This window comes from Streptomyces sp. NPDC005485 (genome assembly GCF_040606085.1).
Taxonomy (GTDB): domain Bacteria; phylum Actinomycetota; class Actinomycetes; order Streptomycetales; family Streptomycetaceae; genus Streptomyces.
On the sequence record NZ_JBEXDZ010000217.1, the window covers coordinates 1 to 12,673 of the forward strand.

The window sequence follows — 12,673 nt, forward strand, 5'->3', positions numbered from 1 at the left end:
GGCCGCCGCCTCCCGCATTGGACAGCAGGATTCAGCGATATCCGGCCGCGGTGACGTTGGCCTGCACCGCGTTGTCGGTCGCGTCGGAGGGGTAGCCGGCGACGATGGCTCCCTCGTAGAAGGTGCCGGCGCTCAGGTTGGCGCCGCCACCGGGCTTGCAGCAGTCGCCACCGCTGCCGAGAACGATGGCTCCCTGCTTCTTCATGGGGCTGTATCCGCTGGGAAGCCCGCCGTCCCACAGGGTGGTCAGGCTGCCGGACTGCGCGTTGCCGCCCTTGAGGGCGAACCTCGACGTCCCGTTGTTCTTCAGCATCGCGGTGACGAACTTGCCGGGAAAGGCACGTTGGTTGGTGTTCCAGGACTGGCTGCCGCCGGAGTACAGGCCCCATTCGAGATCGGCCTGCACCCAGGGACCGCTTCCCGAGCAACCGCCGAACCAGCACTCGGTGCCGAAGTTGATCGCGTCCATCGCCCCGGCGGCGTCGGCTTTCCTCGTCGTCTCGCTGTTGCCGTAGTCGAAGCAGCAGCCGCTGTTGACGTGGGTGCCGCTGGTCACCATGTACGCCCCTTCGGGCGCGCTACCGGTCGGCACGCCTGTCAGATGACCGTCCCGCCAGTAGCTGTTCCCGGGATTGATGTACAGCGAGTACGCCTTGGTGCCCCCGGCGGTCAGCGACTCGGAGGTCGCCTTCGCGGGGCTGCTCTGACTCGATCCGGGGACCTGGGCCGATCCCTGGTACCACAGGTCGTTGCCGCGTCCGGACTGGTCGTAGACGACCGTGATCACGCAGGAGGTGCCCGCGCAGAACGAGTCCTGCGCCGCCGCGTCGGCGAAGCCGCCGGGCGCCAGTACGCCGATGTTCCTGGTGGCGTTGTCCGAGGCGCGCCTGACCTGGTACAGGCCCCCGCTGTACGAACCGTAGAGCGCCCGCACGGTGCTGTGCGCGGCCACGCACGGCGTACCGCCCGCGGAGTAGAGGTCGCACGGGCCCGACCCGCCGGGTGGCGGAGGTGTCGACGTGGCCCACTTCTGGTTGCTCTGGCTGTTGCAGGTCCACAGGATGACCGCGGTGCCGTTGGCCGTGCCCGCTCCGGTGACGTCCAGGCACAAGCCGGACTGGGCACCGGTGATGGACCCGTCGGAGTTCTGTCGCCACGTCTGGTTCGACTGCCCGTTGCACGACCAGATGATCACCGGGGTTCCCGGTGCGGTCCGGTTGTCGTAGGCGTCCACGCATCGGGTGCCGCCCATCGTCCTCAGCTCGCCCGCCGACGTGAACTCGAACGCCTGGTTCGACTGGTTGTCGCAGTCCCGGATGTCCAGCGCCGTTCCGGGCGTGTCGACGTTGCCCTTGACGTCCAGACATCGCCCCGACGCCGAGCTCACCAAGGGGGCTGCCGCTGATGCAGGTGCCGACGCCGGGGCCGACCACGTCTGCGCGGTCGCCAGCAGCATGGCCAGCAGCGCCATCACGCATACGGCGGCGGACGCCGGTAAGCGTGGTCCACGAGGCGCGGGACTTCGGCGGGAAACGAATGAGGGCCGCATTCTGTTCCTTGAGTATGTGGGAGAAGGTGACAGAGAGTGCTGTGCCTGGCCGAACGGAACGTTCGAGGACCGTCGCCGCCACCGGCATGACTGCGGGGTCCGGACTCCTCGTGGAGTGAGGGCGCCCGAGAGCGCCCACAGAAACCACTCAGACATCCCATGTTCCTAGTGATTCCATAGGTCCCGCACGGAGTCAATACACGCGTCCGTCTCCGTCAGATTCTGATCCATCCCATGTATTGCTCTTGGTCAGCCCGCTGTGAGGGCAGGCCGAAACCCGCGTCCGGCGATGGCCGCCGTGCCGGACGCGGGTGTTCGTTCCGGTCGCCCCGAAGTGATCCGGGGCAGGAGCGCGCGCTGCGCGCCGGGTCACCTCACCTGAAGTTCCAGTGCTGGTTGGCGCCGCCGTTGGAGTCCCAGATCTGGACCGGGGCCCCGTTGCCGGTCTGCCCGCTGGGGACCTCCAGCGCCCGGCCGGAGGCAACGTTGGTCAGGGTGTACGAACCGTCGCCGTTCCGGCTCGCCCGCCAGTGCTGGTTGGCGCCGCCGTTGGAGTCCCAGATCGCCATCCGGGTGCCGTTGCCCGTCTGGCCGCCCGGCTCGTCCAGCACCCGCCCGCTGGCGATGTTCGTCAGCGTGTAGGAGCCGTCGCTGTTCTGACTCGCCCGCCACTGCTGGTTCGCGGCAGTGCCGTTGGCGTCCCAGATCTGCAAGGACGTGCCGTTCGCCGTCTGTCCACCCGGTACGTCCAGCACCCGCCCCGCGGCGACATCGGTGAGCGAGTACACCTGGCCCGAGACGATGCCGCCGCCCGGGTTCCCCGTGCCTCCGCCGAGCGCGGAGAGGGACGCGTCGTAGGCCGGCTTCTTGTTGCCGTTGTTGTCGAACAGCAGCGGGTTCTCCCCCGTCCGCCACGAGTCGCTGTCCCTGATCCCCCACACGGTGATGCCGGTGCAGCGGGCGACGCTCATGCACGCCCTGACCGTGTTCCCGTACGCGGTCGCCGATGCTTGGGCGATGTCGAGTTCGGTGATCTGAACGTCGACGCCCAGGGCGGCGAAGTTCGACAGCGTCGTCTGGAAACTGGCGGGCGGGCCGCCGGCGCCGAAGTGGCTCTGAAGGCCGACACAGTCAATGGGCACGCCGCGCGCCTTGAAGTCCTTGACCATGTTGTAGACGCCCTGCGTCTTGGCGTCGTTCCAGTTCTCGATGTTGTAGTCGTTGTAGCAGAGCTTGGCCGAGGAGTCGGCGGCCCGGGCGGTGCGGAACGCCTCCTCGATGAAGCCGTTGCCGAGCACGTTCTGGAAGACCGAGCTGCGGTGCTGACCGCTGCCGCCGTCGGCGAACGCCTCGTTGACCACGTCCCAGGCGTAGATCTTGCCCTTGAAGTGGTTCATCTCCGTGGTGATGTGGTTGTTCATCACGCTGCGCAGGGTGTTGGCGTCACCGATGGAACTGACCCAGCCCGGCAACTGCGAGTGCCACACCAGGGTGTGGCCACGCATCCGCTGCCCGTGCGAGGTGGCGTGGCCGACGATCTGGTCGGCCGGACCGAAGTTGAAGTTGCCGCGGGAGGACTCGGTGGTGTCCCACTTCATCTCGTTCTCCGGGGTGATCATGTTGAATTCCCGGTCGAGGATCGTGGAATACGTCGAGTTGCCGAGCTTTCCGCCGGCCACGGCCGTACCGAAATAGCGGCCGCTGTCGGCCGCGGCCGCGCCCAACGTGCCGGAAGCCGCGTGTGCGGCCAGGCTCGCCGGCCCGGTCAGGGCCAGTGCCGTGCCGGCCAACAAGCCGGTGGCCGAGAACAGGGCCTTACGGAGCAGGGGCTCCTTGTTGAGCCAGGACATGAAGGATCAACCTCCTTGTGTGGGGACGTGAGAGGGGCCGGCACCGGCCACGAGACGGTGCCGTGATGAAGCGGGGTCAGGAGCTCAGGAGACCGGCAGGGCGGTCCACTGCTGGTTGGTTCCGCCGTTGCAGTCCCACAGGACCAGTTGCGTACCGTCGATGGTGGACGCGCCTGGGTCGTCGAGGCAGCGGCCGGACACCGGATTGCGGTAGCCGCCGTTGTACGCCTGCCATTGCTGGTTGGTACCGCCGTTGCAGTCCCAGACCTCGATCTTGGTGCCGTTGTTGGTCCCGCGGCCGGTGGCGTCGAGGCACTTCCCGAGCGCCCGCAAGGTGCCGTCGGAGCGCGCGGCCCATGTTTGCGCGGTGGAGCCGTCGCAGGTCCGGATCTCCACGGCGGTCCCGTTGGCGCTGTTGCCGCCCCCGACGCCCAGGCACTTCCCCGCGACTCCGGAGCGCACCTGCCCGCCCGTGGAAACCGGCGGCTTGATCCAGCCTGCCGCGTCCGCGGCCTGGACCCCCGCGTCGAAGGCATCCGCCATCTTGCTGAAGCCGGCGTCGTTGGGGTGCAGGGAGTCGGCCAGGTCCGCCGTGGTCAGGGCACCCATGTCCACCAGACGTACGTGCTTTCCGGCAGCCTGCTCGGCTTGGACGATCCCGGGCAACTTGGCGTTGAACGCAGGCCGGTTGGCCTCCTCGGTGCCGCTGGTGGAGATGATCACGGTACCGACGAGCACGGTCGCGTCGGGTGCGGCCTTGGTGATCTGGTCGATGAGCGCATGGAGCCGGTCGGCAGCGGTCGGAATCTGATAGTTGCCGTTCAGATCATTGGTGCCGATCTCCAGAGTGACGACGTTCGGCCGGTATTGGGCCAGCACGGAGTCCGCGATGCCGGCGATCTGGTCGATCCGCCAGCCCGAGTGCCCTTCGTTGTCCGGGTCGGACATGGTGCCGTTGCGCCCCGAGCCGACGAAGTCCAGGCTGTGCCCCTCGGCCGCCAGTTTGTTCCCCAGGAAGCTCCGGTAACTGTTCCCGGACGGGCTGCCGACGCCCCAGGTTATCGAGTCGCCCAACGGCATCAGCCGCAGGGACGCGGGGGCGGCGGCCCGCGTGGCGGAGGGCGGCGCCTCGGCGCCGGTGGCTGCCGCGGCGGGCCATGCGGCGCCCATCCCGAGGGTGGCCGTCAGCGCCGCGGCCAAGAGTGTCCAGTACTTCCTCATCAGCGTTCCTCACTGGGTGCGGGACAGTGGGTGGGGGCGAACGAACCGCCGGTCCGTGCAGGCGCGTCGGAGGCGCGAGCCGGTCAGCGGGGGGTGAAGTCCTGGTTGGTGCCTGGTGCGTTCTTGCACTGCCACTGGTCCAGTTGCTGGCCCAGGCTGCTGCCGCCTCCGTAGACGTCCAGGCACAGACCGCTGTTCTGGTTCCGGAAGGAGTACGAGCCGTCGGACTGCTGTACCGGCAGCCACAGACTGCTGGACGCTCCGGTGGCGGCCTGCTGCACGATGTTCGGCGTACCGGCGGTCGTGGAGCCGCCCGACACCGCCACGACCTGTCCGGAGTTCTGCACGCGCAGTTGCCCGTAGCCGCCCGAGACCGGCACGAACTCGAACTGCTGGTTGCTCTGCCCGTTGCAGGTCCACTGGTCGATCGCGGCGCCTGCGCTGCCGGAGTTTCCGTACACGTCCAGGCACAGGCTGTTGCTGCCGATCACCAGTTGGTGGTGGCCGGTGGGGAAGCCACCGCCGCCCGACGACTGGACGCCTGCCTGCTGGATGACCTGTTTGGCGCCCTGCGGCCAGTTGGTGCCGCTGACCTGGACGTTGCCGGTCAGGACGTTGTTGTGCGGAGGGCCGGTGGCCACGTACGTGTTGCCGCCGTTGTACCAGTTGCCGGAGAACGTGCTGTCGTCGGTGTGGTTGTTCGCGTTGGCGTTGGTGAGCGCCCAGTTGCTCGCGTCCTGCACCACGTTGTTGGACACCTTCAGGTACCGGGAACCCTCGTCGAGGTACAGCGCGGTGGTGCGGTTGTTGTCGTACATGTAGTTCTCGGAGATCACCGAGCCGGGGGCCGCCGACAGGCTGTAGATGCTGCCGCCGTCGAACATCGCGTTCTTGGTGTCGAAGACCAGGTTGTGGGTGACGGTGTTGTTCTTCAGCGTCGTGGGAGTGCTGTAGATGGGCTGGTAGTTGTACGTGCCCCGGTTGACGTAGTCCTGGCTGCCGCCGGGGTCGTTCATCCCCCAGCCCCAGCCGATGTCGATCCCGTCGTAGGGCAGGTGGTCGCACTGGTTGTGGGTGATCGTCGCGTTGGTGACGTAGGTGGAGAGGATCCCCGCGGTCTCCTTGTAGCCGGTGCCCACCCCGCTGACCTTGTTGTTGCTGATGGTGATGTTCTGGTTGGTCATCTGCGGGTTGCCGGGGTGGTGCGCGTCCGGCAGGATCCCGCCGACCTGGATGCCGCTGCCGGCAATGTCGGTGAAGGTGTTGCCGGTGATGGTGACACCATTGGCGCCGAGTCCGGTGCCGGAGGCCGTGGCGGCACCGTCGTTGCCCACGCCCAGTCCGGCCTGCCCGAGTTCGGAGAACGTGTTGCCGGAGAACGTGATGCCGGTGGCGGCGGAGACCTGTACGGCGGCGGGCATCTGCTCCCAGTGGTTACGGGTGGCCTCGAACTGCGTGCATCCCGACTTGCAGGTGCTCAGCCAGTTGGCGGGCATCGCGTACGAGCCGGTGATGTGCGCTCCGCTCTGCTGGTCCGCATAGCCGTCGGGTCCGCTCGGGCCGAGCCAGGAGGTCCCGGTGAACTGTATGCCGGTGAATCCCAGACCGGACGCGGGTGAGCCGTAGCTGCCGCTGATGCCGAGCAGGCTCTGCAGCCGGGGCAGTTCGACGTCGAGGCTGTTCGGGTTCTGGCCCGCCTGTGCCCGGTAGTACAGGTCGCCGGTGGACGAATCGAGGTACCACTGCCCGGCCTGTTTCAGGAACGCGTAGTTGTTCTCCAGGTACATGGTCCCGCCGGCGAACGGCGCGTTGATGGTGTCGTAGCCCCAGGAGTTGTTGTTCCACGCGGGCTGCTGCATGGTGATGGTCCTGCCGCTGATCGACTGGACCGGCGCGAAGCGGTCGGTGAAGGAGTTGAGGCTCTCGACCTCCATGTGCTTCTGGTCCGAGAGGCCGGCCAGGTAGTCCAGGGACGAGTCGGTGATGTTCAGACCGGTCTGGGTGAAGGTGAGGCTGGAGCGGGACACCGGGATCGCCGCCCGCGGTGCCTCCTTGCCGTTGACGTACAACTGACGCGTGTTCACGCCGGTGCCGACGTGGACCGACCAGATGTTGCTGCTCTGATCATGCACCTGCCAACCCGATATCTGCTGGGCGCCGCTCACGACCGGCTGCTGCCCGGAGACGGCCTGGTAGGTGACGGTGTGGCCGTTCTGACCGCCGTCGCCGGAGCCGAAGGCCAGCGGTTTGGACAGCCGGTAGGTGCCACCGGCCAGGTGGACCATGACGTCCGAATCGGCCGAGAGCCGGTGCGCGGGCTGCTGCGCCTGGTCGATCGTCGCGAACGGCTGCTCGGCGGTGCCGGTCCCGCCAGGCGCCGCACCCGGCGTCACGTACAGGTCGGCGGTCGACGCCTGGCGCTCGGCCGGCACGGCGAACGCGGACCCGGCCATGGGCACGCTCCCGCCCAGCAGGGCGAGCAGAGCTACGGGGGCGGCCCAGAGGCCGCGGAGCACTCTCGCTCCGGACATCGTCATCCTCCAGTGGTGGCGCATGAGGCCCGGTGTGGGGGCGGAGTGGCGTTGTTCGCCGCCGGAGCCGCCTGCACGACCTGTCCCCTCCGGTGGGGGCGGAGGGGCCGGGCGATTCGGCCGGACGGTCGGAAATCTCGGGAGGTGCCGTCGGACGCGGGGGCGACGGGTGCCCGCAACCGGTGGCGGTTCCAGCCCGTGACCGGCGGTGAGCCGGACACGGGCTGGAACCGTTCAGTTCAGCTGAGGCTCCATCGCTGGTTGGAGCCGCCGTTGCAGGTCCAGAGTTCGGCCAGGGCTCCGTTGGCCGTGGAGGCGCCGGTGACGTCGAGGCAGAGTCCGGACTGGATGCCGGTGACGGTGCCGTCGGAGTTCAACTGCCACTGCTGATTGGCGCCGCCGTTGCACGGCCAGGTCACCACCTTGGTGCCGGCGGTGGTCTGGTTGTTGTACGCGTCCAGACACATCTGGCTGCTGCCGCTGTATACGGTCAGCTGGTTGGAGGAGGTGCGGGTCCAACTCTGGTTGGCGCCGCCGCCGCAGTCCCAGATCTGCAGCTGCGTGCCGGCCGTGGTGGACGAGTTCGGCACGTCGAGGCACTTGCCCGCGCCCACCGCGTGCAGCGCGCCGGTGCCCGTCCCGCTGGATGAATTGGTGTATCCGGCCGCGGTGATGTTGGCCTGAACCGCGTTCTCGGTGGCGTCAGACGGGTAGCCGGAGGTCATCACACCCTCGTAGAAGGTGCCTTGGGCGCCCTTGCTGTTGTCACCACCGATGCCCAGGATGATGGCGCCCTGCTTCCGCATCGGGTTGTAGCCCGCGACGTTGGGTCGCGGGCCGTCGTAGAACGTGGACAGGTTGCCCGACTGCGCGTTGCCGCCGCGGATCGCCCAGTGGTTCGGGCCGCCCTTGACGATGGCGGTCGTGTACCGGTGGTTGATGGTCGGATCGCCCGCGTTGTAGCGCTGGTTGACTCCGGAGAACAGACCGTTCTCCAGGTCGGCCATGATCCAGGGGCCGTTGCCCGAGCCGTAGCCCCAGACCTTGATGTTGCCGAAGTAGATGGCTTCCATGGTGCCGTTGCCGTCGTCGTTGCTGTCCGTCTCGGCGTTGCCGTAGTCGAAGCAGCAGCCACCGTTGTAGTGCGTGCCGTCGAAGATCGCGTACATGCCTTCGGGGTTGTCCCCGGTCGCGATGCCGTTGGTGTGGTTGTTGCGGTATCCCGTGCCGGGTGCCACGAAGACGCCGTAGGCCTTGTGACCGCCCACCATGGTGGGCGCGGCGGTCGCGTTCGCGAGGTTGTCGGGACCACCCGCGGCACCGCCGCCCGGCGCCTGCGTGAGGTTGTTGCCGCGGCCCGACTGGTCGTAGATGATCGTGATCAGGCAGGTCGTGCCCGAGCAGAACGAGTCCTGCGCGGCTGCGTCGGCGTACCCGCCCGCACTCAGGACGCCGATGTTCCGCGTGGCGTTGTCCGAGGCACGCCGGACCTGGTACAGCGACCCGTTGTACGAGGCATATAACGCTCGCGTCGTGCTGTGCGCCGCCACGCAGGACGTACCGCCTGCCGCGTAGATGTCACACGGCCCGGAGTCGGCGGCCTGGGCCGTGCCCGCCGTGGCCGTGGCGCCGGCCAGTGCCCCGACGACGAGCACGACCGCGGCCCCCGCCCGGGCGAACGTTTTCGGCCGAGAGTTGCGGGAGCGCTCCCACGAATGGACAGGTGCCTGGTCCAGCGCAATTCCCGGCCTGCCGCGGCGCCGTACCGCACCGAGCAGCCGTTGGACGCCACCGCGCCCGAACAGCAGGTGGCGTCTCGTACGTGTCGTTCCCATCCGGTCTCCCTACCGTGCCGGCGTAACCCAGTCGGGTTTTGCGGTGACGCTGACGATGCGGAAGCGCTTGAAGGCGCCGTTTGTGCGGTGAGATTGCAGAGAGGTTTCGGGGGGAGACGGTGCTCTCGACTCCGTGGGCTGTCAAGGGCGCGGAGCCTTCTGTTGCACACCTTGTCGCGGAATCGATTCGACGGCTGATTTCAGTGGGTCGGGTCCGCCGGCCCACCCTGCCGGGCCCCGCGCAGCGGCAGACGACTGGCGGCATGACCTCCGAACTCGCGGCACGGGCGGGTCCGACGGGTGTGTCGGACAACAAGGCTCCGGTCATCCGGGAAACCCGCCAACATGCCGGTGGACAGGGACGCGGTCGCCAACCTCGGTTGCTGGGAGTCCGGTTCCGCGGGAGCCGGCCGAATCGGCGGGGCCCAGACTCGCGCTCCGACGCCACCTTGGCCTCGCGGCACGCCATTGACGCCGTATTCCGCCGGTCGTAGCATCCCGTCGAAGCGCTTACGTGGAATCGATTCGCTCCACGTCTTCCCGGCAATACGTGAGACACGGAACGCGTGACGGTCCCGGCAGACCGACACCGTTGACCGCGCACTCGCGGCTCTCGGGCATCCTTCGTCCGCCCGGCAGTACAGGCACACGCATGCCCTAAACCGTTTCCGTTCCTTCCAGTCGGGCACCGAAGGCCCCGCCGGTGCGCCGTTCCCCGCCCCGATGGCGAACCGATTCGCGCAAGGTACTGTTGCGACCTGCGGGTAAGCGTTTGGGGAGCTGCATGAACATCGGGGAGATCGCTCGGCGCGCCGGCGTGTCACGCAGCACGGTGTCGTACGCGCTCAGCGGCAAACGACCCGTCGCGGCCAGCACCCGCCGACGCATCCAAGACGTGATCAACGAATTGGGATATCGCCCCAACGCGACCGCGAGGGCCCTCAAGGAAGGCCGGACCCGGACGATCGGTCTCGTCATCCCCCCGGCCGGCAACAGGCTGACACACATGCAACTGGACTTCGTCGCCAGCGTGGTCGACGCCGCCGCCCGGGTCGACCTGGATGTGCTGCTGTCCCCCTCCGGTGGGGATCATGATCGTTCCTTCGAGCGGTTGGTCTCGGAGAGCCGCGTGGACGGTGTCATTCTCATGGAGATCCGTCTGGAGGACACTCGTGTGGGCCGCCTGCAGGATGCCGGGCTGCCCTTCGTCGGCATCGGGCACACGGCCGGCGACCAGGAGATGTCATGGATCGACGTCGATTACGCCGACTTGGTCCAGCGTTGCGTGCATCACCTCGCCGATCTGGGGCACCGCCAGGTGGCTCTGGTCACTCGTTCCCGGGAACTCATCTCGGCCGGTTACGGCCCCGCGCGCAGGGCCAGCGAGGGTTTCGAGGCGGCCTTGGCGGAACGCGGACTCGACGGCATCGAAGTGCCGTGCGGGGACGATGCCCGCTCCGGCCAGCAATGCGTCGAGGCGCTCCTGCGCAGCCATGCGGACCTCACCGCTGTCACCACCATCAACGAGGCTGCCCTGCCCGGCATACAGCGCGCGCTGGCGGACTCCGGTCTCGAAGTGCCGTACGACTTCTCCATCACCGGAGTGGCGGCCAAGACCTGGGCCGAGGACTTCCGTCCGCCGCTCACGGCGGCGGACGTACCGGCTCTGGAAATGGGCGAGAAGGCCGTTTCCCTGCTGGTGGAACGCATCGCCGCGCCGGACACCCCGCCTCGGCACATCCTGTTGACTCCCCCGATCTCGCTGCGCTCCAGCACGGCGGCGGCACCCGCCGGCCGGCACGCGCGAGTCAACCGCGCGGCACACTGAGCCGCGCGGGTACGTCGCCAGCTGTAGCCGCCCCTTCGAGTGTTCCGTTCGGAGGGGCGACAGTGCGGGTGGCGGGGGTCAGTGCCGTGCGAACTGGAGCCGCGTCGGCTGCACGGCCCCCGGCCGCAGACCGATCCCGTTGACGGTCAGCCGTTCTCCGTAGATGTCGGTGATTCTGATCGCGCCGCCGCACCCGCTTCCCCCGGGCGAGAGGAAGTAGTTGTAATCGGTGCGGGCCAGTTGACGCCAGCCGCTGCTGGTGCGGACCTCGAGTCGAGCGAGCGGGTTGCGGTGGCCGATTGCCTGGATGCCGCACCAGTAGGGGTTGGATCCGGTTTTGTAGCGGATCGAGATGGTGTCGGACGTGCTGGGGCTCAACAGGCTCCAGGTGATCGCGATCCGGCCGGTGGAGAGGGCGGCCAGTTTGGCGAAGGCCTGCTCACTGAGGTCGAGTTGCCCTGGTGCACAGGGCAGTGGGCATTCGTTGGTGATCCTGACCCTGACGGTGGCGCCGTTTGCGGCGCGGACGAGCACGTATGCCCCGCAGGCCTTGGATGTCTCGTAGTCGGTGGTGTTCATGGCCGCGATCATGAGGTCGGCGCTCGGGCCGAACGAGCAGGCACCGTCTCCGGTCCCGGCCTTGTAGGCAGTGGCGACTCCTCGGTAGTCGACCTTGGGCCGGATCCGTCCGGTCAAGGATGCCGTGGCAGGAGCCGTGCGCGGGGTGGCCGATGACTGCGCCGCCGACTTGGTCGCGGAAGCCTTCGGAGTCGTCCCGCCGGCCTTGGCCGTCGGCGAGGCGGCGGACGGGGACGCAGTGGATGGGGAGGCTGTGGACGGCTTCTCCCCTGGCGATGTCGGCGGGCGAGTCCCTTGGGCGTCGGCGACGGTCGTGGCCGGCGCCCGCCCGGCATCCTTCTTGGGGTCGGTTTGCATTGCCATGGCCAGGCAGACGAGAAGACCTGTGACGACCAGCCCCGCAGCAGTCCCCACCATCAGCCTGCGTCTACGCCTGCGAGACCGCGCGGCCTGTCTTGTTTCTTGCATGTCCATCCGTTCGGAAGAGCGTTTCGGCGTTGCGCTACTCAGTGGCCGCACGGGGCGAAAAGGTTGCCATCGATTTCCGGGTGTCGTCGACATCCCGGTCGCGGCGGGTCACTGGACACGAGCAACCAGCACAAAGGGGCTCGGGACGGGGGCGCTGTGATGTCCGCTCTTCCTCGGCAGACCCACGCCGGGCCCAAGGGGCCCGTTGTTTCCAGCAGTTCACGTGCCCGGTTGATGCGGGCGCCGGTCAGCCACGCCAGTGGCGAGGTACCCGTCTCCTCGCGGAGGCGCCGAGTGGACCTACGGCGGGACATGTGCGCACCCTTGGTGCCGCTCGCGGCCGGACGTCGGCGTTCGATGAACTGAGCCTGCTCACCCACTCGTTGGGGTGGCATTTACCAGCGGGCCGGGACGAGTGTCTGCTGCGGCGACTCCACGGCCACGGGCCAGCGGGGAGGGACCGCTTCACAGCGTCGCGGCGGCGTCGGCTCTGCCGGACAATCATGCAGCGTCATCCCAAGGCGTGTTCGCCCCGACTCCCCTGGTGGGCGGGTAACTGGGGCTCAGGCGGCGAACAGGTCGAACGTCGACGAACAACGCGGCGACGCCAGCTGATCCAGCAACGGATCCACCGACAACATCGCCTGATGCAACCGCTGCAACTGCGGCGCCGGCTCCACACCCAACTCCTCGATCAACCGCCCCCGCAACCGCCGGTACACATCCAACGCCGCACTCTGCCGCCCCGACCGGTACAACGCCACCATCACCTGCGAATGCAACCCCTCATGCTGCGGATGCCGCGCCGTCAA

8 protein-coding genes and 1 pseudogene are annotated in these 12,673 nt (G+C 68.1%); 1 reads left to right on the forward strand and 8 read right to left on the reverse strand.

The genetic code is table 11. The features are described from left to right. Window positions 1–31: 31 nt before the first annotated feature. The 5 genes and pseudogenes from ABZS97_RS40370 to ABZS97_RS40390 form a co-directional block, all read right to left on the reverse strand. Window positions 32–1,471: an arabinofuranosidase catalytic domain-containing protein gene (locus ABZS97_RS40370; RefSeq protein ID WP_356147382.1), complete on the reverse strand. Its 1,440-nt coding sequence runs from the start codon at window positions 1,469–1,471 to the stop codon at window positions 32–34. A 455-nt stretch (window positions 1,472–1,926) separates the two neighbouring features. Continuing rightward, a pseudogene (locus ABZS97_RS40375) lies at window positions 1,927–3,399 on the reverse strand (endo-1,4-beta-xylanase); the annotation flags it as partial. An 84-nt stretch (window positions 3,400–3,483) separates the two neighbouring features. Then, complete coding sequence (locus ABZS97_RS40380) at window positions 3,484–4,620, reverse strand: ricin-type beta-trefoil lectin domain protein (protein ID WP_356147387.1); 1,137 nt, start codon at window positions 4,618–4,620, stop codon at window positions 3,484–3,486. Window positions 4,621–4,703: 83 nt separating this feature from the next. Beyond that, on the reverse strand, window positions 4,704–7,151 hold the full coding sequence (locus ABZS97_RS40385; RefSeq protein WP_356147391.1) for an RICIN domain-containing protein: 2,448 nt from the start codon (window positions 7,149–7,151) through the stop codon (window positions 4,704–4,706). A 239-nt stretch (window positions 7,152–7,390) separates the two neighbouring features. Continuing rightward, window positions 7,391–8,986 (reverse strand): arabinofuranosidase catalytic domain-containing protein, encoded by a 1,596-nt coding sequence (locus tag ABZS97_RS40390; protein WP_356147397.1) that lies wholly within the window; start codon window positions 8,984–8,986, stop codon window positions 7,391–7,393. Window positions 8,987–9,770: 784 nt separating this feature from the next. On the opposite strand from ABZS97_RS40390, the gene ABZS97_RS40395 reads away from it, so the two are divergent. Then, window positions 9,771–10,814, forward strand: a complete 1,044-nt coding sequence (locus tag ABZS97_RS40395; protein ID WP_356147400.1) for a LacI family DNA-binding transcriptional regulator — start codon at window positions 9,771–9,773, stop codon at window positions 10,812–10,814. Window positions 10,815–10,892: 78 nt separating this feature from the next. On the opposite strand, the gene ABZS97_RS40400 is transcribed toward ABZS97_RS40395, so the two are convergent. From ABZS97_RS40400 to ABZS97_RS40410, 3 genes are all read right to left on the reverse strand, one after another. Further along, entirely contained in the window at window positions 10,893–11,861 is a 969-nt protein-coding gene (locus ABZS97_RS40400; protein ID WP_356147412.1) for an expansin EXLX1 family cellulose-binding protein, read from the reverse strand. A 38-nt stretch (window positions 11,862–11,899) separates the two neighbouring features. Then, the gene (locus ABZS97_RS40405) at window positions 11,900–12,256 is read right to left on the reverse strand and encodes a helix-turn-helix domain-containing protein (protein ID WP_356147403.1); all 357 of its coding nucleotides are present in this window, start codon (window positions 12,254–12,256) and stop codon (window positions 11,900–11,902) included. Window positions 12,257–12,424: 168 nt separating this feature from the next. Continuing rightward, window positions 12,425–12,673 (reverse strand): AfsR/SARP family transcriptional regulator (locus ABZS97_RS40410; RefSeq protein ID WP_356147407.1); only part of this gene is annotated, 249 nt, incomplete at its 5' end.

Coding starts and splice junctions, on each gene's coding strand:
- ABZS97_RS40370 (WP_356147382.1), bottom strand. CDS start 1,471: ATGGCGCTGCTGGCCATGCTGCTGGCGACCGCGCAGACGTGGTCGGCC.
- ABZS97_RS40380 (WP_356147387.1), bottom strand. CDS start 4,620: ATGAGGAAGTACTGGACACTCTTGGCCGCGGCGCTGACGGCCACCCTC.
- ABZS97_RS40385 (WP_356147391.1), bottom strand. CDS start 7,151: ATGTCCGGAGCGAGAGTGCTCCGCGGCCTCTGGGCCGCCCCCGTAGCT.
- ABZS97_RS40390 (WP_356147397.1), bottom strand. CDS start 8,986: ATGGGAACGACACGTACGAGACGCCACCTGCTGTTCGGGCGCGGTGGC.
- ABZS97_RS40395 (WP_356147400.1), top strand. CDS start 9,771: ATGAACATCGGGGAGATCGCTCGGCGCGCCGGCGTGTCACGCAGCACG.
- ABZS97_RS40400 (WP_356147412.1), bottom strand. CDS start 11,861: ATGCAAGAAACAAGACAGGCCGCGCGGTCTCGCAGGCGTAGACGCAGG.
- ABZS97_RS40405 (WP_356147403.1), bottom strand. CDS start 12,256: ATGCCACCCCAACGAGTGGGTGAGCAGGCTCAGTTCATCGAACGCCGA.